Here is a 22,354-nt window from a genome sequence, read left to right as displayed (position 1 = left end):
CATCTGCCGCGCATCCGCGTTAGTAACAAAAGACGGGGGCAGCAAGACCATGTTGAGAACGCGCGCAAAATATAACCTGGGCCAGGTCGTCCGCCACCGGAAGCATCCCTTCCGCGGGGTGGTGTTTGACGTCGATCCAGCCTTTGCAAATACCGAGGAATGGTACGAATCCATTCCCGAAGAAAGCAGGCCGGTGAAGGATCAACCCTTCTATCATCTGCTGGCCGAAAACGATCAGACCTACTACGTGGCCTATGTGTCCGAGCAGAATCTGGTTGCCGATTATTCCGGCGAACCGATCAGCCATCCGGATCTTTCGGAAATGTTCGGCAAATTCGACGGCGCGGCCTATTCCCTGCAATACCAGCTGAACTAGCCACCGGATCGCGTCCGGTGCCCCGCTGCGCCTTTGCTGCAGCGAAGCACCGGTGAGGCCGGATCAGTAGCCGAGCGCGCAGCCATCCTTGCGCGGGTCGCTGGCGCCTTCCAGCAGATCGCCATCGTGGATGCGGATGCCCTGCGAGCCGCCAATCGCCGTTTCGGGGATCTCCACCTTGTGGCCCATCTCGGTCAGCTCCTGACGCACCTTGTCGGAATAGCCACGCTCGACCTTCATGACACCTGCGTCCGAGAAGCTACGCGGTGCGTCCATGGCGGCCTGCGGCTCCATGCCGAAATCAGTAAGGTTGGAGACGAAACGCGCGTGGCCATTGGGCTGATAGGCACCGCCCATCACACCGAAAGGCATCGTCACACGCCCGTTCTGGCGCAGCATGCCGGGGATGATCGTATGCATCGGCCGTTTGCCACCGCCCAATTCGTTGGCGTGGCCTTCTTCCAGGGTGAAACCGGCGCCCCGGTTCTGCAGCAGGATGCCGAATTTGTCTGAGGCGATGCCCGAGCCAAAGCCATGGAAGATCGAGTAGATCAGCGACACGGCCATGCGGTCCTTATCGACCACGGTGATATAGATCGTATCCTTGTGCACGGCCTCGCTCAGCGGGGCGGCGGCGGCCATGGCGCGTTTCGGATCGATCAGTGCGGCCAGTTTGGCCGCGGTTTCGGGCGCCAGCATGTGGTCCAGCCGGGTGGTATGATCGGCATCGGCGATGAAGCGGTTGCGGGCATCATAGGCCAGCTTGGCGGCTTCGGCCTCGATATGGGCGCGTTCGGCGCCAAAGGGGTCCATGCCCGCGATGTCGAAATGTTTCAGGATATTCAGCATCAGGATGGCGGTCGCGCCCTGACCGTTCGGCGGATGCTCGACCAGATCGGTGCCTTTGTAATCGCCGGAAACCGGCGTCACCGACATGCAGGCGGTAGCGGCGAAATCATCAACCGTGTGCACGCCGCCAAGCGCGTTGAGCGCGGCAACCATGTCTTCGGCGATTTCACCGGTGTAAAAGGCATCGCGACCGTCCTTGGCGATCCGGCGCAGAACTTCGGCCTGGCCCGGGGCGCGGAAGATCTGCCCAACGGTCGGGACCTTGCCCCCGATCAGATAGCTGTCGCGGGCCGCGCCTTGCAGGGTGTCCGCGTCATTGGCCCAGTCAAAGGCAACACGCGGCGCTACCGGAACGCCGGTTTCGGCATAGTGGATTGCGGGGGACAGGATCGCATCAAGGCCCAGTTTGCCTTCGGTCTGCGACAGGTGGCAAAAGGCGTCGATGGCGCCCGGCACGGTAACCGCATGCGGGCTGCGCAGCGGCACGGCGCTCAGCCCTTCGGCGCGCAGATCTGCGGCATTGGCGGCGGCAGGTGCCCGGCCGGACCCGTTCAGCGCGTGGATTTCATCGCTGCCAGGACGCGTATATAGCACAAAGCAATCGCCGCCGATCCCGGTCATCTGCGGCTCGCAAATGCCGAGCAGAACCGCCCCGGCGATGGCCGCATCCATGGCGTTGCCGCCGCGTTTCAGAATGTCGATGGCAGCGCCGGCCGCAAGGGGGTGCGATGTGGCGCAGATACCGTTCTGTGCAAAGACCGCAGAGCGTCCGGGTTGTTGAAAATCGCGCATATGCCTCTCCCTCTTGAATAGCAGCGAAACACTAGTGGCTTCGCCGCCGAAGGCAATGCGAAAGGCATCCATGCTTGTCGCGTGTTCGGCGTAACAAAAGACGGCCATTTCCGGTAGCGGTGCAAAACCGTGGCCGAGATTTCCATGCATGCAGTGGAAGGGGAGAGGATGTTCCCCGGCGCAACATGCACGATGGGGGCAGTGGAACGTAGCGCCAGGGACAGCTATCAAAAGCTTCTGATGTAACAGAAAGCACATATTTCAGGCGATTTGGGGGTAAATGTGTGGCGCAATTGAGGCGAAGTCCGGAGCCACCCCTGCGGCGCACTCGGCGTGTTATTGGCAGGACGCTTTAGAACATACGGGTTTGGAGCAATAAAAGCTCTGCGGCTGGTACAGCGACAGGCCGGTACCAGATCAAAACAGGGGGCCGGAAAATGGGATCAGGCCCGGGTCACCTGAATTTCGAAACACAAGGACAGCTGGTTGTTGCCGGCGCTGCGTTCATAGTGGATGTCGCTTGTCAGCTCCCGGATCAGAAACCAGCCAAAGCCACCTTCGGGGAGATCTTCCGGCGCCACATCCAGATTTGCAGGCTTGCCTTCGGGCAGTTCGCCTTCGGGGAAGGGGGCGCCGGCATCGGTGATATTGATCCACAGACGCTCAGGTTCCAGGGAACAGCGGATCCGCACGTCTCCCGGGGTCTTGCCCGCATAAGCGTGCTCGACCACATTGTTCACGGCTTCGGCCAGCGCGATCTGGACTTCATCGACCCGCAACTCGGGGATGCCCAGTCCGCGCAGCCGTTTCACAACCTGCGTAATGCCGGACCGGGCATCAAGCTCTGTTGCCGTGAACGAGCAGGCAAAGGTTTCAACCATTCGTTTCTCGCTTTGCGCGGAGGATCATATACGGAATCACGTGCCGACTTTGGGTTCAGACATCGCTTCGGTCAGCGAGCCATATAGATCGAAAATCGTGTCCATCCGGGTGAGGCGGAAAACCTTTTCCACCATCGGGGTCGGGCCAGCCAGATCAAGGCGGCGACCGCTGCCAAGCTGTTTCATGGCTGCGACTATGGCGCCAAGACCGCTGGAATCGATGAACTGGACCTCGGACAGGTCCAGAATCACGCGGTCGGGTCCGCTTTCGGTGGCAGAGCGCATGTCTTCCTTGAACCGAATCGCGATGGCCGCGTCGATCCGCTCCGCATTCACTGTGACGATCTGCGCACCGTCCGTTACCGTACTGGATAAGCTCATGTTTGTTCCCCGAGGGTCTCTCTGTACTTCACACTGACTCTAGACCTCAAACCTTAGCATTCTGTATGGATAATTTCGACGATTGGAGGAAAATTTCATGAAACACGTTGTAATTGCCGGAGCGGCGCGCACCCCCATGGGTGGGTTCCAGGGCGTTTTCGATGGCGTGACTGCTGCCGAACTGGGTGGCGCCGCGATCAAGGCAGCGCTCGCCGGGGCCGGAACCGACACCGTCGATGAGGTTCTGATGGGCTGCGTTCTGCCCGCGGGGCAGGGGCAGGCGCCCGCGCGGCAAGCTGGTTTTGCAGGCGGTCTGGGCGAAGAGGTCCCGGCCACGACGCTCAACAAGATGTGCGGATCGGGCATGAAGGCGGCGATGATTGCCTTTGATCAGATCGCTCTTGGCCACACCGACACGATGATCGCGGGCGGTATGGAGAGCATGAGCAATGCGCCCTATCTGCTGCCCAAGATGCGCGGGGGTGCGCGGATCGGTCACGGGCAGGTCATTGACCACATGTTCCTCGATGGTCTGGAGGACGCCTATGACAAGGGTCGTCTGATGGGCACCTTCGCCGAGGATTGCGCCGAGAAGTTCCAGTTCACCCGCGAAGCGCAGGATCAATACGCGCTGGCCTCGTTGTCGAACGCGCTGGACGCCGAACGCACCGGTGCTTTTGCGGATGAGATCACCTCGGTCACGCTGCACACCCGCAGCGGTGAACAGGTCATCACCACCGATGAGCAACCCCAGTCGGCCCGCCCGGAAAAGATTCCGAACCTGAAACCGGCCTTCCGCAAGGATGGCACTGTGACCGCAGCGAATGCCTCGTCGATTTCGGACGGGGCGGCGGCGCTGGTGTTGGCCTCGGAAGAGGCGGCAGAAGCCAAGGGTCTGACGGTGCGGGCGCGGATCATGGGCCACGCCAGCCACGCGCAGGCACCAGGATGGTTCACCACCGCACCGGTTCCGGCGGCCCAGAAACTGCTGAAACAGATCGGCTGGTCGGTCGAGGATGTGGATCTGTGGGAAGTGAACGAGGCCTTCGCCGTCGTGCCCATGGCCTTCATGCACGAGCTGGGCATTTCCCGCGACAAGGTGAATGTGAACGGCGGCGCCTGCGCGCTGGGTCACCCGATCGGTGCCTCGGGCGCGCGGATCATGGTGACGCTGCTGAACGCGCTAGAGAAACGCGGGCTGAAACGCGGTGTTGCGGCGATCTGCATCGGTGGCGGCGAAGGCACCGCCATCGCTATCGAACGGGTCTGATCGCGGATCAGTGAGTGAAGGGCAGAGGGGGCGACCTCTCTGCCCTTTTATGTGCCTGCAACCTGCCGTGGCTTGCGCGGTTGCCCTCTCCTCCGCAGAGTAGCCCTGTCTCCGCCGTGAATTCTGGCGGGGTGCAGGTGATTTTGAGCGCGGGGGATTTCCAATGAAGAAAGTGAAGTTGATCTGGGCCTTGCTGCGGGTGCTGCTGCCCGAGAGCGCGGTGCGCCTGCTTTATGGTGGGGCCTTGCCTGTGGTCGATGGGCGGCAGGCCGATCCCAAGGCGCAGGCGGTTGCGGATCTGGTTGGTCTGGTGCGCGATCCCGCAGTCCAGCCGACGGTTGAGGATAGCCGGGTGCAACTGGCCGGTTTCGTGGAAAAATTCGATGCCCCATGCCGGGAGCCGGTTACGCGCAACGACATGACCCTGCCGGGGGGCGATGGTCCCCGGCCTGCGCGTGTCTATGTCCCCGGCGGATGCGACGGGGCGCACAGCCTTCCGACGCTGATCTATCTGCATGGTGGCGGCTGGATACAGGGCAGTATCGACACCCATGATGCGCTGTGTGCGAAACTGGCGGCGCGGGCCGGAGTGCGGGTTGTTTCAGTCAGCTACCGTTTGGCACCGGAACACCCCTTTCCGGCGGCGGCGCATGATGTGCTGGCCTCCTATCTGGCCTTGCTAGAGCGGGCGGAGGATCTTGGCATCGATCCGGCGCGCATTGCTGTCGGGGGCGACAGCGCGGGGGCGAATCTGACGGCCAGCCTGATGCACAGCCTGTCGGAAGCGGGCAAACCTCTGCCCCGGGCGCAGCTCTTGATCTATCCGGCTGTGGATGCGCGGCTCACCTCGGCCTCGGTGCAGGCCTTGCAGGATCACCCGCTGCTGTCGCTGCCGCGGATGCAGTGGTACATGGATCAGTATATTCCCCAAGGTCAGGACCGTCTGGCGCCCGAGATATCGCCGCTGATGTCGACCCATCTGGCCGGGCAGCCGCAGGGATTCGTGCTGGTGGCGGGGCATGATCCCCTGTGGGACGATGGCCTGTCCTATGCGGCAGCGCTGGAGCAGGCAGGCGTGCCCGTCACGGTGAAGCGGTATCCGGGGCAGATCCACGGCTTCCTGAACCTGACCAAGGTGATCCCGCAGGCGGATAAAGCCATATCCGATGCCGCAGAGTGGCTGCGGGGCGCGATGAACACCGCCGCGTGAAGGGGGCCTTGCGTCGCCTGCGCCTGCGCGGGATACAGCAGCACCAGAACAGACCGACCCGGGAGCCGACCAGATGAGCCTCGATTACACCACTTTGGCAAAGACCATCGTCGCCCTGACCGAGGGCGAAACCGATGAGGTCGCCCTGATGGCCACCGTCGCCTGCGAGGTGCATCACAGCGATGACCGGTTCGACTGGACCGGGTTTTATCGCGTGGTGGCGCCCGAGCTGCTGAAAATCGGCCCCTACCAGGGCGGACACGGCTGTCTGCAGATCCCGTTCTCGCGCGGCGTTTGCGGCGCGGCGGCGCGCAGCGGAGAAGTGCAGCTGGTGCCGGATGTCGAGGCCTTCCCCGGCCATATCGCCTGTGCCTCCTCCACCCGGTCTGAACTGGTGCTGCCTGTCTGGAACAAGGCGGGCGAGGTAATCGGCGTCTTTGACATCGACAGCGACCAGCCCGATGCCTTCACCCAGGAAGATGCGGATCAGCTGGGCGCCATCCTCAAACAGGTCTTTGCCGCCTGACAGGCTTTCTGCGGCTTTCGTGAAAAAATGCTTTGAAATTTCATGCAATATGAGTCAGCGTGAAAAAGAGGTTTATTTTTTCACGAAGCGGAACCGGCATTGAGTGATCTATCCCCACAGACAGCGACCCTTGGCGCGGATATCCGCGCCCTGCGCAAGGCGCGCGGGCTGACGCTGTCCGATATCGCGGCGCGGCTGAACCGGTCGGTGGGCTGGCTCAGCCAGGTTGAGCGGGACCTGTCCGAACCGTCGATTTCCGATCTGCGCCAGATCGCGCAATGTCTGGGCGTGCCCATGTCCATGCTATTCGCCCATTCCAACGTGCCTGCGGACGAACAGGGCTATGTGGTGCGTGCAGGTGCCCGCCGCCCGATGGGATCGGGCGAAGAAGGTCTGATCGAGGAGCTGCTGTCGCCGGACCTGACCGATGATTTTGAGATGGTGCATTCCACCTTTGCGCCGCAATCCCGCATGCAGACCCCGGCCAACCGCCCCACTCAAGAGGTTGGCTACATGATTTCGGGGCAGCTGGATCTGGTGATCGGCGGGCATGCCTTTACCGTCGGTCCCGGCGACAGTTTCCGCATCCGCCACGAACCCTACCAATGGGCCAACCCATATGACGCGCCCGCCGTGGCGGTCTGGGTCATTGCCCCGCCCGTTTATTGATGAGCAAAGGCGCCTTCATATCAATTCTGGTTGCGGGATTTTTGGTGTTCTGGATCTTTGGAATGGTTACGTCACTGGCTTCGAGTTCTTGCGTCAATGGGCTGACAACGCCGGAGCGAACTGACAAGGCGTGTTGGCTAAGTGAACACGGGTTGGCGGTGCACTGGAGAATTGGACAGCCAAGAAAGCCGAGTGATGCCCGCTTGTTCATAGGATATGCGGTGGCGAGCCTACGTGCGGGAGATATGGACCGAGCCGAAGAGAAGTTTCGGATCGCCTATGAGTGGGGCAGCAAGTCGCGGCGCAAGATTGAACTGAAGTCCGGCTACAAGATCCCCGACGCTCTGCTCAACGCGGTTGCGCGCATCCACATGGATCAGGTGCCAAAAGAGGCAAGGGCCATGTGGTGGGAGATCGTCTCGGAAAACGATCCTGATCTGGTGACGGCATTTGCAGCGCACGTGACGGCGGCGCAGGAAGAGGACACATTATGAGTTTTGAAGCCTGGACCCTGTTTGCCCTGTTCTGGGTGGTCTTTGTCACCACGCCCGGCCCCAATGCAGTGAATTGCATTTCGAACGGCATGACGCTGGGCCTGCCCAAGGCGATGCTGGGGGTGCTGGCGATCCTGACGCAGGCCAGCGCCTTTCTGATCCTGTCGGCGCTGGGGGTGACGGCGCTGATCGCGGCCTCGCCCACCGGGTTCTTCGTGGCCAAGGTGATCGGGGCGGGCTTCCTTATCTTTCTTGGCGTGCGTGGTTGGATCAACGCAACGCGCCCTACGCCCGCAGTGGAACGCCCTGCACGCCATGTTTACCTGCACGCGCTGGCGGTCGCCACGATCAACCCCAAAAGCGTTGCCGGATACCTTGCCGCCTTTTCCCAGTTCGTGCAGCCCGGCGTGCCTATCTGGGAGCAGATGTCGGTGATCATGCCGACCGCGCTGGTGCTGACGACGCTCAGCTATACGGGGTTCACCCTATTGGGTGTGTTGATGGGCAAAGCGGCGCTGAAGGCGGTGTTCAACGTCTGGATCCGCCGCCTGCTGGCGGTCTGTTTCATCGTCTATGGCGTGCTTCTGGGCGCCAGCAGCACGCCGCAGCTGGAGGGCGTGCAATGATCCGGGGATCCTGCCTGTGCGGTGATATCCGCTTTCAAACCGCCGCCGCGCCGCAAGGGCCGTCGATGTGTCATTGCAGCCAGTGCCGCAAGCAATCGGGCGGTGTCTGGGCCTCGGCCTATGTGCCAGAGACCGAGTTGATCCTTCACGGCCCGGTCAGCTGGTACGCGGCCAGCACGGGGGCCGAACGGGGCTTTTGCGCGCGCTGCGGCTCCTTTCTGTTCTGGAAGGCCCATGACGAGGACACGATCAGCTTTGCCCTTGGCGCGGTCGAGGACCCCAGCGGGCTGAAGATCGAAAAGCACATCTTTTGCGCCAGCAAGGGCGATTACTACGAGATCGCCGACGGGCTGCCGCAGAAACCATAACACCCGCAGCAACAGGGAGCGGATATGTCTGATTTTCCATCAAAGGCCCGCGTGGTCATCATTGGCGGCGGCGTTGTCGGCTGCTCGTCCCTGTATCATCTGGCCAAACGCGGCTGGAGCGATTGCGTGCTGCTGGAAAAGAATGAGCTGACCGCGGGATCGACCTGGCACGCGGCGGGCAATGTGCCGACCTTTTCGACCTCCTGGTCGATCATGAACATGCAGCGCTACTCGACCGAGTTGTACGCACGTCTGGGCGATGAGGTCGATTATCCGATGAACTACCACCAGACCGGATCAATCCGTCTGGCGCATACGAAGGAGCGTATGCAGGAGTTCGAGCGTGCTGCCGCCATGGGCCGCTATCAGGGGATGGGGATGGAGATCCTGACCCCGGAAGAGGCCAAGGCGCGCTATCCCTTCCTGGAAACGCATGATCTGGCCGGGGCGCTTTATGATCCCAATGACGGCGACATCGACCCGGCGCAGGTGACGCAGGCCCTGGCCAAGGGCGCGCGTGATCTGGGCGCCAAGATCCTGCGTTTCTGCCCGGCGACAGGCGTCACGCAAACAGACGATGGCTGGATTGTTCACACCGACAAGGGCGATATCGCCTGCGATTACGTGGTCAACGCCGCCGGATATTACGCGCAGCGGGTGGGGGAATGGTTCAAACCCTACGGCGGGCGCACCGTGCCGATGATGGTGATGAGCCACCAGTACCTCCTGTCCGAGGAAATCCCCGAGATCGAGGCCCATACCAAGGAGACCGGTAAGAAACTGCCGCTCCTGCGCGATGTGGATGTGTCCTACTACCTGCGGCAGGAAAAACATGGTTTCAACCTTGGACCCTACGAGCCGAACTGCCGCGCCCATTGGGATACCGACGCCGATCCCATGCCCGAGGATTTCTCCTTCCAGCTGTGGAACGACGATCTGGACCGGATCGAGGAAATCGTCACCGACGCCATGGAGCGGGTGCCTGCGCTGGCGACCTCGGGCGTGTCCCGTGTAATCAACGGGCCGATCCCCTATGCACCCGACGGGCTGCCGCTGCTTGGCCCCATGCCGGGCGTGAAGAACGCCTTTGAGGCCTGCGTCTTTACCTTTGGCATCGCGCAGGGCGGCGGCGCGGGCAAGGTGCTGGCGGAATGGATTGTCGATGGGCAGACCGAATGGGACATGTGGTCCTGTGATCCGCGCCGCTACACCGATTACACCGACCATCAGTACTGCGTCGACAAGGGCATGGAGGTCTACGGCCACGAATACGCCATGCACTTCCCCCGCCACGAATGGCCTGCCGGACGCGACCGGAAACTGTCGCCGGTTCATGAGCGGGTCAAGGCGCTGGGCGGTCAGATGGGCGCCTATAACGGCTGGGAGCGTGCCAACTGGTTCGCGAAAGACGACGATGACACCTCCGAGGAGGCGACACGCACCTGGGGCCGTTCCGGTCCCTGGGAGGCGCGCATCCGCGAGGAATGCGAGGCGGTGCGCGATCATTGTGGTGTGCTCGATCTGCCCGGATTTTCCCGGTTCGAGGTCAAGGGTCCCGGCGCGCGCGACTGGCTGCTCGGCAAGATCCCCGGCGGCCTGCCCGGACCGGGGCGCATGGGGCTGGCCTATTTCACCGATACACGCGGCCGTATCCTGACCGAGATGAGCGTGATGTGGCATGGCGAGGATCACTATATGCTGATCACCGCCGCCACGGCGCAATGGCATGATTACGATGTGCTCGCCCATGACCTGCCGGAATGGATCACCCTCAGCGACCGGACGAAAGATTTCTCGACCCTGATCGTCACTGGCCCCGCCGCGCGCGAGATCTTCACCGTCATCGGGACCGAGGCGGATCTGTCGCTGCCGTGGCTTTCAGTGCAGAGCGCGCGGGTTTCCGGGCGCGACTGCGGGTTGGCGCGGGTGTCCTTTGCCGGGGAGTTGGGCTGGGAAATCCACGCCGCGCCAGATGATATTCCCGCGCTTTATGAGGCGGTTCTGGAGGCAGGCGCGAAACCCTTTGGCATGTACGCGTTGAATTCCCTGCGGATCGAGAAGGGGTACCGCGCGTGGAAGGGCGACCTGTCCACCGATTATTCGGTCATCGAAGGGGGCCTCGACCGGTTCATTCGACTGAACAAGCCGCATGATTTCCCCGGCAAGGCGGTACTGGCGGCAGAGGCGCAGGATGGCCCGGCCAAACGGTTTGTCACTCTGATTGTCGAGGCGGGTGAGGCGGACGCGCCCTACATGTCCTGCATCTGGAAGGATGGCGAGATCGTGGGCGAGACCACCTCGGGCGATTGGGGATACCGTGTCGGAGCCTCGATCGCGCTGGGCATGGTGCGCAGTGATCTAGCCACGCCCGGCACCGAGTTGGAGGTGGAGATCTACGGACAAATGCACCGGGCCGTGGTCCAGAAGGATGAACCGCTCTGGGATCCGGAAAACGCGCGCCTGCGGGCCTAACGTCCTGTTTGAATGAGGGTACACGGAGTGGATCAGAAGGGTTCGGATCTGAAAGAGGCCTCGCAAGGCTGGCATTTCGACATTCTCGTCTGCGATGGGTTCGTACTGACGGAAATGGCCGCAGTCACCGACACGCTGCGCATTACCAATCGGGTGCTGGCGCGCCCTCTGTTCGACTGGACGGTGCGCTCTGCCTCTGGCGGGCAGATCAGCTGCCGCTCGGGGTTGAGCGTTGACACCCAGTGTTTCGCCGCAAAGCCAGAGGCCGATTTTGCCTTTGTCCTTGGCAATTCCGATCCGGCACATCCGGGCCTGTCGCTGGGCCGGGTGATCCAAAGCTACACCAGCCGCGGCGCGCAGGTCTATCTGCTGGCCGAGGCCGCCGCCCGCCATATCCGCAGCCAGTCCGGAGGAGCAGGGGCGCATACCACCCATTGGGAGAACTCGGACCTGCTGCGTGAACAGCTTGGGCTGGATCTTGGTGCCCATGCGTTGGCCCGTCAGGATGGTCTGGTGGTGACCTGTGCCGGCATGGGCGCCACCACCGATGTGGTTCTGGCCCTTGTTGGGCAGCTGACCTCGGCGGCGGCGCAGGTCACGGTGGCCAATATCCTGCTGCACGACCACATCCGCGATTTTGCCTCGCTGCAACCCTTTGCGGGTCATGCGCCGACCACGTCAGGCGACCGGGATCTGGACGATTGCATCCGCCTGATGCAGGCCAATATCGAAGAGCCGATGCCGATCCGCAGTATCGTCACCGAACTGGGCCTGTCCAACCGCTCGCTAGAGCGCAAGTTCCGGACGTTTTTCGGCACCACGCCAAACGGGTTCTACCGGGAAATGCGGCTCAGCAAGGCGAACAACCTGCTGCTGAACACCACGCTCAGCGTGCGTGAGATCGGCTTGGCCTGCGGATTTCCCAACGGGTTTTCCTCGCTCTACAAATCCGTCTTTGGAATCACCCCCTTTGCCCTGCGCAAACAGCGCCGCACCCGCCCGGTGTCTGAAACCGTCCACAGTGCGCATTCTGGGGCGCCAACGCCGGTTTGAAAAAACGGGTCGGGGATAAGACATTCCCGCGTTTGACGTTTTTGATGCATTTTCTGACGCAAGTCTGTGCCACTCTGATCCGTAAATCGGTTCGGAGAGCATGAGATGAGCGATCTTCCAAAGTCGGCCCGCGTGGTCATCATCGGCGGCGGCGTGGTGGGCTGTTCGGTGGCCTATCACCTGACGAAACTCGGCTGGCAGGATGTGGTCCTGCTGGAGCGCAAACAGCTGACCTCTGGCACCACATGGCATGCGGCCGGGCTGATCGGGCAGTTGCGGGCATCCTCCAACATGACGAAGCTGGCGCGCTATTCCGCCGATCTGTACCTCGGGCTGGAGGAAGAAACCGGCGTTGCCACCGGTATGCGGCAGGTGGGTTCGGTCTCGGTCGCGCTGACCGATGAACGGCTGGAGGAGCTGTACCGAAATGCCGCCATGGCGCGTGCCTTTGGCGTGCCGGTCGAGGAGCTCTCCCCGACCGAAGTGAAAGCGCGCTACGACCATATCAACCTCGATGGCGTCACCGGCGGTGTCTGGCTGCCGACCGACGGTCAGGCGGATCCGGGGAATATCGCGCTCGCCCTGGCCAAGGGTGCCCGCCAGCGCGGTGCGCTGGTCAAGGAGAGGATCAAGGTCACCGGCATTGCCCGCGAAGGACGCCGGGTGACGGGGGTCGATTGGGTCTCCGATTCAGGCTCTGATACAGGGCATATCGCTTGTGACATGGTGGTGAACTGCGCTGGCATGTGGGGGCATGAGGTGGGCCGTATGGCGGGCGTCAACGTACCGCTGCATGCCTGCGAGCATTTCTACATCGTCTCGGAAACGATCCAGGGGCTCAGCCAGATGCCGGTGCTGCGGGTGCCGGATGAATGCGCCTATTACAAGGAAGACGCGGGCAAGATCATGCTGGGCGCCTTTGAACCCAAGGCGAAACCCTGGGGGATGAAGGGCATTCCCGACAGTTTCGAATTCGACCAGCTGCCCGAGGATTTCGATCACTTCGAGCCCATCCTGGAGGCCGCCTGCAACCGGATGCCGATGCTGGCCGATGCCGGGATTCATACCTTCTTCAACGGGCCCGAAAGCTTTACGCCCGACGATGCCTATCACCTGGGACTGGCGCCCGAGATGGACAACGTCTGGGTCGCTGCGGGGTTCAATTCGATCGGGATCCAGTCGGCGGGTGGCGCGGGCATGGCGCTGGCGCAATGGATGCAGGATGGCGAAAAGCCCTTTGACCTGGGCGATGTGGATATCACCCGCATGCATCCCTTTCAGGGCAACAAACACTACCTGTTCGAACGCTCCAAGGAAACGCTGGGCCTGCTTTATGCCGATCACTTCCCCTACCGGCAAAAGGCAACCGCGCGCGGGGTGCGGCGGTCTCCCTTCCATTACCAGCTTGCCGAGGCGGGCGCGGTCTTTGGCGAACTGGCGGGCTGGGAGCGCGCCAACTGGTTTGCCGAGGCGGGGCAGGAACGGGAATACCGCTATAGCTGGAAGCGGCAGAACTGGTTCCAGAACTCCGCCGCTGAACACCGTGCGGTGCGCGAAAACGTTGGCATGTACGATATGTCCTCCTTCGGGAAAATCCGTGTGGAAGGGCCGGATGCCGAGGTCTTCCTGAACCAAATCTGCGGGGCAAATATGTCGGTGCCGGTGGGCAAGATCGTCTATACCCAGTTCCTGAACGCGCGTGGCGGGATCGAGGCGGATGTGACAGTCACACGCCTGTCAGAAACTGTATACTTGGTTGTGACGCCTGCCCTGACCCGGCTGGCGGATGAGACCCGCATGCGGCGGCTGGTCGGGGATTACCGCGTGACCATTACCGATGTGACCGCAGGGGAGGGCGTCCTGGCGGTCATGGGGCCACGCTCGCGCGAGTTGCTGCAGAAGGTCTCTCCCAATGATTTCACCAACTCGGTGAACCCTTTTGGCACCGCGCAGGAGATCGAGATCGGCATGGGGCTGGCCCGCGCGCATCGGGTGTCCTATGTCGGTGAACTCGGCTGGGAGATCTATGTTTCGTCCGATATGGCAGGGCACGTTTTCGAGGTGTTGCAGGATGCCGGGCGGGACATGGATCTGAAGCTCTGCGGCATGCATATGATGGACAGCTGCCGGATCGAGAAGGGCTTTCGCCACTTCGGCCATGACATCACCTGCGAGGATCACGTGATCGACGCGGGGCTGGGATTCGCAGTAGACCTGAACAAACCCGATTTTATCGGCAAGGCGGCCGTTGCCGCGCGCAAGGAGAGCGGCCCAAAGGCCCGGATGCTGCAATTCCGTCTGACTGACCCTGAACCGCTGCTTTATCACAACGAACCCCTGCTGCGCGATGGAGAGATCGTCGGCTATCTCTCTTCGGGTGCCTATGGTCATACGTTGGGTGCTGCCATCGGCATGGGCTATGTGCCCAGTGAAGGGGAAAGCGCTGCCGAGGTTCTGGCCTCTTCTTACGAGATCGACGTGATGGGGACACGGGTGCAGGCAGAGGCTTCTTTAAAGCCGATGTATGACCCGAAATCGGAGCGGGTGAAGGTCTGAATCAGGCTCTAATATGGGCTAATTTGTCATATTCCGGTCTGACGAGCCATGCAGGTGATGGTGCGGCGTGATCTGTTTCGTGATCAATTCCTGTGCGTTTTGGGCATTCCCTTCGCCTGCAAAGCTGCCATAAAGGCCGCGTAGGAGAGCTGCCATGACCACCCATACGCGCGAGAACGTCGACACCCCTCAGGGGTTGGCCTTTGCCGTTACGGCCTATCTGCTGTGGGGGTTCCTGCCGCTCTACATGAAGGCGGTGTCGCACATCCCCGCGGCCGAGGTGGTGGCCCATCGGGTGATCTGGTCGGTGCCTTTGGCGGGGGCGCTGCTGATCGTTCTGCGCCGCACCGGCGATCTGCGCGCGGCCCTGCGCAGCCCGCGCACCCTGCTGATGGCCTGCATCACGGCGGTACTGATTTCGGTGAACTGGGGCATCTATGTCTGGTCCATCGCCACCGATCACGCGCTGGATGCAGCACTTGGATATTACATAAACCCCTTGTTTAGTGTCGCATTGGGCGCCCTTTTGTTGGGGGAGCGGCCGAGTCGCACTCAGATGTTGGCGATCGCCTTGGCGGCGGCCGCGGTTGTGGTTCTGACCGTGGAAACCGGCAGCCTGCCCTGGGCTGCGGTCGGTCTGACGTTCAGCTGGGGGTTTTATGCCTTCTTCAAGAAATGGTTGCCGGTCGGCCCCAATCAGGGGTTCCTTCTGGAGGTCCTGATCCTGTCGGTACCCGCGCTGGCCTATCTGTCCTATCTGACCGCCACAGGCACGGGCAGCTTTGGCATCAGCTGGGGGCAAAGCCTGCTGCTGATGGGGTGCGGCGTGGTGACGGCGGTGCCGCTGATCATCTACGCCAATGGTGCCAAGCTGCTGCGGCTATCGACCATCGGTATCCTGCAATATATCGCGCCGACGCTGATCTTTCTGGTCGCCGTCTTTGTCTTTGGTGAGGAGTTCGGCCACGCCCGCATGATCGCCTTCCCGATGATCTGGGCGGCGCTGGTGATCTATTCCATTCCCCTGATCCGTCAGATGCGGCGCAAGCCGAAGGTGCAGAAGGTCACCTGAATCAGGTTCTGATCAAGGGGTTTCCGATCTCTTTCGCCAGCCGTTCCGCCCAAAGCGCATAGGCGTGCGGGTTCGGGTGATAGCCATCCTCGGCGGCCAGCGCCGGGTCACTGGGCAATTCAAACGGCAGATGGTGAAACCCGTCGATCTGCCCGGAGAGGTCTGCAAGCCTGCGATCCAACCGCCGTGCCTGACACCCCAGCGCCCAGGCAAGCGGCTGCGGCAGGGCGGGGAAATGCTCCATCTGTGGCACCCCGCAGACGAGGGTTCTTTGCACGCCAAAGCAATCCGTTAAAAGCCGCGCCAGATCGCGCTGCTGCCGTTCAAACCGCCCCTGCGGGACGGCTCCGGTCACATCGTTCACCCCCAGCGCCAGAACCACTACGTCAAAGGGCTGCGCGGGCAGGGCCTTCAGGCGCTGCAACGTATCTGCCGTGCGATGCCCGGTGGTGGCCTCAAGGCGCCAGTGAACCTGCCACCGGGGCGCCAGCCGCTGCACCAGTTGACCGGTAAGCGCCTGCTCCTGATGCGCAGCGCCCACACCGGCGGCGGAACTGTCCCCCGCAATCAGCAGCCGCAGCGGCGCACCGGATCCCGCAGTTCCCTGTCGGTCCCCCTCTGGCTCTGGCAGCCGCAACGCCTTGCGCCGGACGCGCAGCCCCTGCGCAATCAACAGCGGGAGCAGCGGCAGGCGCAGGATCTGGTCGGCTGCGATCATGGGTTATCTGCCAATATGTGGCTCTAATATCGGGGATTTCAGCTGAGTGCCTCACGGAATTTCAGGAAGCGCGCATCGGTCTGAACCCGTGCATTCATCGCATCGCGCAGGGCGCCGACGGATTTATAGGGGCGCATGACCACCTCGAAGGTCTCGATCAGCCCGTCATCACCCAGAGTGATCAGATCTACGCCCACGGCGTCGAATTCGCCGATCTTGCACTGGAACTCCAGCGCCCAGTCGTTGCCCTCTCCCATGATCCTGCGATAGCGGAAGTCCGAGAACACTTGCCCCACATGGCCCAGCACCGCCGCCACCGGCGCGCGGCCGGTCCAGGTTTTCCAATAGGTGGGGGGCAGGAATTTCACGTCTTCGGACAGAAGCTCTGCGATCAGCGTCTCATCGCCCTTGGCGACGACCTCCTGCATGCGGGTGATGGTTGGATGCATGGTCTCTCTCCCTTTGTTGATGCGATCCTGCCCTTGCGGCGGTGGGCCGGGCAAGACGGACGTGGCGGGAACTTGCTCCGGCGGCAGCAAGGCAGTAGGCAGGCGGCCATGACGGTATCGAGCGATTACACCCCGCCGCAGGACCCGCTGGAGATCCTGCATCATGATGCGCAGATCCTTGCGGTGAACAAACCTGCGGGATTGCTGAGCGTGCCGGGCCGGGGTGAACATCTCGCCGATTGCCTGTTGGCGCGGGTGCAGCTTGCCTTTCCCGAGGCGCTGCTTGTGCATCGGCTGGACCGCGATACCTCGGGGGTGATGGTCTTTGCGCTGACGCCCCATGCGCAGCGGCACCTGTCAATGCAGTTCGAGAAACGCAGCACGCGCAAGGTCTATGTGGCCCGCGTCACCGGGCGGCTGGAGCCGAAGGCGGGCACGGTGGATCTGCCGTTGATCGTCGACTGGCCGAACCGTCCGCGCCAGATGGTCTGCCATGAGACGGGTAAACCTGCGGTGACCGACTGGCGGGTGATGAAATACGGCGACGGGGAGACTCGTGTGCGGCTGACGCCCAAGACGGGCCGGTCGCACCAGTTGCGGGTGCATATGCTGTCGCTGGGGCACGCCATTCTGGGCGATCCGCTGTATGCCGAAGGCGCGGCGCGGGATTTCCCCCGCATGATGCTGCATTCCGAAGAGCTGCGGATCAAACACCCCGACAGCGAGCAGTCGATGAAGTTCCGGGCCAAGGCGCCCTTCTGATCAGGCGTCGATCCGGTGCCAGCTATCCGGCAGGATATCGGGGTTGTGGAGTTTCGGATCTCCGAACCACTGCGCCGGACCGGTGACGCGTTTCTCCGGGTTCTGGTTCAGCCAGGCCGCCCACCAGGAAAATGAACTGTTGGCGATGATATTGTGCTGGCACAGGGTCATCAGCCGCATGTCCTCGAAATCGGTGTCCGGGCCGTTGAAATCCACCACCACCTTTTCGCAGGGCAGGGGCAGGTTTTCCTTGGCCCAGTCCGGATCGTCGGAGAAGACAAAGACGGTTGGCGTACCCTCCAGCCCCTCCAGAACGCGGGCGAGGGCGGCTTCGTAATAGGCCTGATCGCAAAGCACATGGGCGGCAAGCGCCACGTAATCACCGCGCCGCACGTGCAGTGAGATGGCATTGCTACCTTGGATACGGGCGGCCATGTCGGCGTTCTGCGTGTTGGTGAACTCCGGGAAGCTGAAATCGGCCTGGATGCGGTCGGCGATCGCGGCAAAGTATTTCTCGCTTTGCCAGTAGCCATGCAGATAGCTGTCATCGCCCCAGGTCGCAAAATCGGCGTTGTAGCCAAGGCCGCGTTCGCGCCGGAAAGTTGGAGCGGAGCCAAAGGCGCGCCACAGGGCATAGCGCAGCGGTGCTTCCTTTTTCAGCGGCGGCAGTGGTGCGGGGTCGGTCAGATCGAGATCAAAGACCCGGGTCAGCACGCCTTCGCCGCGCCGCACCGCTTCGCGGCTATCGAGAGCGACAGCCACGCCAAGGCGCTCGGCCAGCGCGCGGGCGGCGGCGTATTGAAACATCTGATTGCCAAGGCGGCCGTGCAGGCGGGCGGTGATCATCGCGGCTGTCTGTCCTTGCAAGGGGATCTGTTGCTCCCTGCATATCGGTGCCGCAGCCACATTGGAAGGTCGATAGGGGTAGGATGATCCGATGCGGGGTCGGCGATGCGGCGTCCTCCCGCCCGTCGGTTGCCTTTCTGGCGAAAGGCTGCCTTCTGTTGGGCCCGGCGCCGCGCCTTGCGCGGCGCCGGGCCCAAGGCCGCAAAGGGTGTCGTGGCACGGCCACGGCATCCTTCGGGCGCGGGAGGTTCTGTCTTTAAGAGGTCAGATAAAGCTTTGGATGGTCTTCAGCGCGCCGTCCAGAGCCTCGCCCTTTTCGTCCTGCAGGGCCGCTTCGCGCAGGCGGGCGACCCATTCGGGACCGTCGTCGCGGGTTTCGACCAGTCGCGCGCCGTCCAGAACCCGGTCGAATTTCGACAGGCCCCGTGTGTGGGTGTCGGAATAGCCCTTGATCAGGCGCCGACAGCGCAGCACTTCCACCGCCATGTCATAGCTGCTGGGCAGATAGCTGATCGCGCGGTTCAACCAGTCGTCCAGATGCGCCTGTTCCAGCGCGTGGCGGCGGCTCTTGCGGCGCCAGCCGCGCAGGCCGCCCATCACATAAAGCAGGGCAAAGCCACGGAAGCGGTCGGTGCGGATGCGGCGGCCCTTGTTGAACAGCCGGTCGAGACGTTTCATCCAGACCGGGCTGGCCTCGATCCGGGCGCCAAGCCCCGCAGGCAGCAAACCTGCGATCTCTTCGGCGCGCGGGTGTAGATAATCGGTTAGGGTCATCAGCTTGTCAGCACTGCCAACCTGATCTTCGATCCGGTCGAACCGGCTGGCGCGGGTTTTCAGATCCGCCACCCGGATCACATCGTCATAGGCCATGGCATTGGCGATGTATTTCGCGGCCTCGCGCGACAGCACATACCCCCGGTCCGCGCTGTCGCGGCCCAGGATGCCTTCGAGCCGGTCCAGATATTCGGCGCCATAGGCGATGTCCTGAAAATCCACCACCTTGCGCAGGCCCGGCAGCGCCAGTTTCTGCACCGCAGCTGGCAGTGCGTTGATCCGGTCCAACAGCGCGCCATAGGCCCGTAGCTTTCCAGAGGATCCCGCCGGTTTCGGCGCTTCGGCGGGGGTGGAGGCGGCTGCAGCCGGGGCCTCTTTCCCGCCCTGGGCCAGATCATATCCGGCGGCAAAGGCACGCAGGCTAGCCTCGACGCCCTTGCCCCCGGCCCGGATTGCGTCCTCGAAGGCAGCGCGTTTGAACGGCAGGGCGCCGGATCCGGCCAGTGCACCGAACAGCGACGCGGAGATCACTGAGCCGACACCGACAGCGGCCTGCTCCATATCGGCCATGACCAGCTGCCGCGCGGCGGTTTCGGCGGCGGCGCGCACTTCGGCGGCATCGGCCATGCCGTCACCCGGCACCATTTTCTCAGAGACTGCCAGCGCCCGGTGGGTCGATGCGATCAGAGTGGTACGATCCGGGGTGACAAAGCCGCGCATGATGGCGCGCCCGGCTTCCATCATTTCGGCGGCAATCATCACGTCGATGTCGCCCTGCGCCGGTGCGAGGGAGAAGACAGGCGTTGGCACCGATGCAGGCGCCATTTCGATGTAATAGATGGTGGCGCCGGTACGCTGCGCCACGCCCGCGACGCTGGTCGCCTGCGCGGAATAGCCTTCGGCGCGGGCCAGGGATTCGATCCAGTTGGTCAGGACGCCGCCGCCCTGTCCGCCCACGGCAAGGATCGCGACCTTGATGACGCCGTCCAGATGGGTGGCGCCTCCGCCAGATGCGATTGGCAGTTCGATGGACATCACGCGGCTCCTTCGCTCAGGTCGGTGGAAAAGGTCAGGCGTCGCGCTGCGCGGCGGTTCTGCAGCCAGGAGATCATCCGGTTGCGCAATCCTGCGGTCCAGCGTTCAAAACCGGTCGGGTTGTGCACCACGCGGGCCTCGTAGAAGGACGGGCAGAGGATCGCAGCATCAGCGACCTCGCCGCAGTTGCCGCAGCCGACGCAGGTCTGGTCGATATGGGCGACAGGATCGTCGCGCAGCGGGTCGTCCAGTTTCTTCAGCGACAGTGAGGGGCAGCCGGACAGGCGGATACAGGCGTGATCGCCGGTGCAGATATCCTCATCAACGCCAAAGCGGGGCACCTCGACGCGGGTACCGTCCTTGATCGCGGCATTGCGCTGGGGTTTCTCCCGCCGCTGCCGGTTCAGCATGCATTCCGAGGAGGCCACGATCACCTTTGGCCCATCGTAATCGGTGGTCAGCGCCTCGCGGATGGTGGCGCGCATCTGGGTGACATCATAGGTGCGGTCGATCTGCCGGATCCATTTGACGCCAGCACCCTCCAGCGCCTTGGTGATCGGGTTGTTGGTCGCCTTGCTGGGGTTCTTGGCGCGGCTGGATGGGATGTCCTGCCCGCCAGTCGCTGCGGAATAGTAGTTGTCGACGATGATCGCGACGCTGTCCGATTTATTGAACACCATGTTGCCGATCGAAGAGCTGAGGCCGTTGTGCCAGAAGCCCCCGTCGCCAAGGATCGAGATCGCGCGTTTCTCGCCGCCGCCGTCAAAGGCCGCGTTGGAGGCCGGACCAAGGCCATAGCCCATGGTCTGCCCGCCGATTTCGAAGGGCGGCAAGGCTGCAAACAGGTGACAGCCGATATCGGCCGAGATCTGATGCTTGCCCAGCTCCTGCTCCACCAGTTTCATCGAGGCAAAGATGGGGCGTTCCGGGCAGCCGGTGCAGAACCCCGGCGGGCGGATCGGTACGGTCCGGCTGAGGTCGGGAATTTCGGGTGCTGGCTCGTTCGGGGCCAGAACCTGTCCGGGCAGCAGGTGCGCGGCATAGGTGCGCAGGAAATCGTCGATGCCGTCCTTCATCACCTGGCCGGTGTATTCGCCTGCCTTGGGGAAGGTGCCCTTGCCTTCAAGCTTGGTGCTGCTGCCTGCCTTGTAAAGCATGGCGCCAATCTGCTGTTCGATGAACTCGGGCTGGCCTTCCTCGATCATCAGGACGGCGTCCTTGTCCTCGCAGAAATCCAGAAGGTCGCTTTGCACCAGCGGGTAGGTCACGTTCATCACGTAAAGCGGCACGTCGGTGTTGCCCGACAGATCCGCAAGGCCAAGGCGTTGCAGGGCGCGGATGACGCTGTTGTACATGCCGCCCAGGCAGATCAACCCGACCTTGCCTTCCTTCGGGCCAAAGCGTTCGTTCAGACCATTGTCGAGGATGTATTTCTCGGCGGCGGGCCAGCGATTGTCGATCTTGTCGTGTTCATGCTGATAGGACATCGGCGGCAGCACAACGCGGGAGAAATCCCGCTGCGGGTTGGCCAGCGCATCGCGCACGGTCAGATCGGGCCGCTGGTTGTCGCGGCATTCAAAGGTGCCGGTCACGTGGCAGGATCGGATCCGCACCATCAGCATCACCGGCGTGTTCGACGCCTCCGACAGGCCAAAGCCATCGCCCACAGATTTCACGATGGAAGGCAGGTTGGGGCGCGGGTCCAAGAGCCAGAACTGCGATTTCATCGCAAAGGCATAAGACCGCTCCTGCATGATCGAGGAGCCTTCGCCGTAATCCTCACCCACCACCACAAGAGCGCCGCCGGTAACGCCCGAGGAGGCGAGGTTGGCCAGCGCATCCGAGGCCACGTTGACCCCGACTGACCCCTTGAAGGTGACCGCGCCGCGGATGGGATAATGGACCGAGGCTGCCAGCATCGCCGCCGCTGCCGCTTCGGAGGCGTTTGCCTCGTAGCGCACGCCAAGTTCGCCGAGCAGGTCCTCGGCATCGGCCAGCACGTCCATCAGGTGCGAGATCGGCGCGCCCTGATAACCGCCGACATAGCCGACTCCGTTTTCCAGCAGGGCCTTTGTGATGGCCAGAATGCCTTCGCCGGTAAAGCTGGTCCCGGCACCTTTGCGCAGGTGCTCTACTTCTGCCTTGAACGACCTTTCGGCCATTGGCGCCTCCTTG

General features: G+C 62.7%; 21 protein-coding genes. 13 read left to right on the top strand and 8 right to left on the bottom strand.

What is annotated here, in order from left to right:
- Window positions 1–49: 49 nt before the first annotated feature.
- Entirely contained in the window at window positions 50–376 is a 327-nt protein-coding gene (gene hspQ / locus SM766_RS09285; RefSeq protein ID WP_065271851.1) for a heat shock protein HspQ, read from the top strand.
- Window positions 377–439: 63 nt separating this feature from the next.
- On the opposite strand, the gene SM766_RS09280 is transcribed toward hspQ, so the two are convergent.
- The 3 genes from SM766_RS09280 to SM766_RS09270 all read right to left on the bottom strand — a co-directional run bounded on the left by SM766_RS09280 (window position 440) and on the right by SM766_RS09270 (window position 3,279).
- Complete coding sequence (locus tag SM766_RS09280; protein WP_065273627.1) at window positions 440–2,017, bottom strand: gamma-glutamyltransferase family protein; 1,578 nt, start codon at window positions 2,015–2,017, stop codon at window positions 440–442.
- A gap of 443 nt (window positions 2,018–2,460) precedes the next feature.
- Entirely contained in the window at window positions 2,461–2,898 is a 438-nt protein-coding gene (locus SM766_RS09275) for an ATP-binding protein (RefSeq protein ID WP_065271850.1), read from the bottom strand.
- A 36-nt stretch (window positions 2,899–2,934) separates the two neighbouring features.
- On the bottom strand, window positions 2,935–3,279 hold the full coding sequence (locus tag SM766_RS09270; protein ID WP_065271849.1) for an STAS domain-containing protein: 345 nt from the start codon (window positions 3,277–3,279) through the stop codon (window positions 2,935–2,937).
- Window positions 3,280–3,376: 97 nt separating this feature from the next.
- Here SM766_RS09270 and SM766_RS09265 point away from each other — a divergent pair, with 97 nt between their 5' ends.
- From SM766_RS09265 to rarD, 11 genes are all read left to right on the top strand, one after another.
- Window positions 3,377–4,549, top strand: coding sequence for a thiolase family protein (locus SM766_RS09265; RefSeq protein ID WP_065273626.1), 1,173 nt, complete (start codon window positions 3,377–3,379; stop codon window positions 4,547–4,549).
- A gap of 163 nt (window positions 4,550–4,712) precedes the next feature.
- Window positions 4,713–5,759: an alpha/beta hydrolase gene (locus SM766_RS09260; protein ID WP_368947599.1), complete on the top strand. Its 1,047-nt coding sequence runs from the start codon at window positions 4,713–4,715 to the stop codon at window positions 5,757–5,759.
- 73 nt (window positions 5,760–5,832) lie between these two features.
- On the top strand, window positions 5,833–6,285 hold the full coding sequence (locus tag SM766_RS09255) for a GAF domain-containing protein (protein ID WP_368947598.1): 453 nt from the start codon (window positions 5,833–5,835) through the stop codon (window positions 6,283–6,285).
- A gap of 99 nt (window positions 6,286–6,384) precedes the next feature.
- On the top strand, window positions 6,385–6,954 hold the full coding sequence (locus SM766_RS09250) for a helix-turn-helix domain-containing protein (RefSeq protein ID WP_065271846.1): 570 nt from the start codon (window positions 6,385–6,387) through the stop codon (window positions 6,952–6,954).
- A 221-nt stretch (window positions 6,955–7,175) separates the two neighbouring features.
- Window positions 7,176–7,448, top strand: a complete 273-nt coding sequence (locus SM766_RS09245) for a hypothetical protein (protein WP_368947597.1) — start codon at window positions 7,176–7,178, stop codon at window positions 7,446–7,448.
- Window positions 7,445–8,074: a LysE family translocator gene (locus SM766_RS09240; protein ID WP_065271844.1), complete on the top strand. Its 630-nt coding sequence runs from the start codon at window positions 7,445–7,447 to the stop codon at window positions 8,072–8,074. The genes SM766_RS09245 and SM766_RS09240 overlap by 4 nt, the downstream gene beginning before the upstream one ends.
- Window positions 8,071–8,442, top strand: coding sequence for a GFA family protein (locus tag SM766_RS09235; RefSeq protein WP_274838126.1), 372 nt, complete (start codon window positions 8,071–8,073; stop codon window positions 8,440–8,442). The genes SM766_RS09240 and SM766_RS09235 overlap by 4 nt, the downstream gene beginning before the upstream one ends.
- Before the next feature lie 24 nt (window positions 8,443–8,466).
- Window positions 8,467–10,914: a GcvT family protein gene (locus tag SM766_RS09230; RefSeq protein ID WP_368947596.1), complete on the top strand. Its 2,448-nt coding sequence runs from the start codon at window positions 8,467–8,469 to the stop codon at window positions 10,912–10,914.
- 114 nt (window positions 10,915–11,028) lie between these two features.
- On the top strand, window positions 11,029–11,967 hold the full coding sequence (locus SM766_RS09225) for a GlxA family transcriptional regulator (protein WP_368947706.1): 939 nt from the start codon (window positions 11,029–11,031) through the stop codon (window positions 11,965–11,967).
- Between the two features lie 105 nt (window positions 11,968–12,072).
- The gene (locus SM766_RS09220; protein ID WP_368947595.1) at window positions 12,073–14,523 is read left to right on the top strand and encodes a GcvT family protein; all 2,451 of its coding nucleotides are present in this window, start codon (window positions 12,073–12,075) and stop codon (window positions 14,521–14,523) included.
- Between the two features lie 154 nt (window positions 14,524–14,677).
- Window positions 14,678–15,595 (top strand): EamA family transporter RarD, encoded by a 918-nt coding sequence (gene rarD, locus SM766_RS09215; RefSeq protein WP_368947594.1) that lies wholly within the window; start codon window positions 14,678–14,680, stop codon window positions 15,593–15,595.
- A 1-nt stretch (window position 15,596) separates the two neighbouring features.
- On the opposite strand, the gene SM766_RS09210 is transcribed toward rarD, so the two are convergent.
- Together SM766_RS09210 and SM766_RS09205 are read right to left on the bottom strand one after the other, a co-directional pair.
- Window positions 15,597–16,313 carry an SGNH/GDSL hydrolase family protein gene (locus SM766_RS09210; protein WP_368947593.1) on the bottom strand — a complete coding sequence of 239 codons (717 nt, stop codon included), beginning with the start codon at window positions 16,311–16,313 and terminating at the stop codon, window positions 15,597–15,599.
- Between the two features lie 38 nt (window positions 16,314–16,351).
- Window positions 16,352–16,762, bottom strand: a complete 411-nt coding sequence (locus tag SM766_RS09205) for a nuclear transport factor 2 family protein (RefSeq protein ID WP_368947592.1) — start codon at window positions 16,760–16,762, stop codon at window positions 16,352–16,354.
- 108 nt (window positions 16,763–16,870) lie between these two features.
- On the opposite strand from SM766_RS09205, the gene SM766_RS09200 reads away from it, so the two are divergent.
- Entirely contained in the window at window positions 16,871–17,524 is a 654-nt protein-coding gene (locus SM766_RS09200) for an RluA family pseudouridine synthase (protein ID WP_368947591.1), read from the top strand.
- On the opposite strand, the gene SM766_RS09195 is transcribed toward SM766_RS09200, so the two are convergent.
- From SM766_RS09195 to SM766_RS09185, 3 genes are all read right to left on the bottom strand, one after another.
- Complete coding sequence (locus SM766_RS09195) at window positions 17,525–18,370, bottom strand: alpha-1,2-fucosyltransferase (RefSeq protein ID WP_368947590.1); 846 nt, start codon at window positions 18,368–18,370, stop codon at window positions 17,525–17,527.
- A gap of 264 nt (window positions 18,371–18,634) precedes the next feature.
- Window positions 18,635–20,179, bottom strand: coding sequence for an indolepyruvate oxidoreductase subunit beta family protein (locus SM766_RS09190; protein WP_368947589.1), 1,545 nt, complete (start codon window positions 20,177–20,179; stop codon window positions 18,635–18,637).
- Window positions 20,179–22,341, bottom strand: a complete 2,163-nt coding sequence (locus SM766_RS09185) for a thiamine pyrophosphate-dependent enzyme (protein ID WP_368947588.1) — start codon at window positions 22,339–22,341, stop codon at window positions 20,179–20,181. The genes SM766_RS09190 and SM766_RS09185 overlap by 1 nt, the downstream gene beginning before the upstream one ends.
- Between the last annotated feature and the right edge of the window lie 13 nt (window positions 22,342–22,354).

The organism is Pseudophaeobacter sp. A-200-2 (assembly GCF_041008815.1).
GTDB classification, from domain to species: domain Bacteria; phylum Pseudomonadota; class Alphaproteobacteria; order Rhodobacterales; family Rhodobacteraceae; genus Phycobacter; species Phycobacter gallaeciensis_A.
The sequence above is the reverse complement of the archived record's forward strand: the minus strand, read 5'-3'. Positions and strand labels throughout refer to the sequence as shown.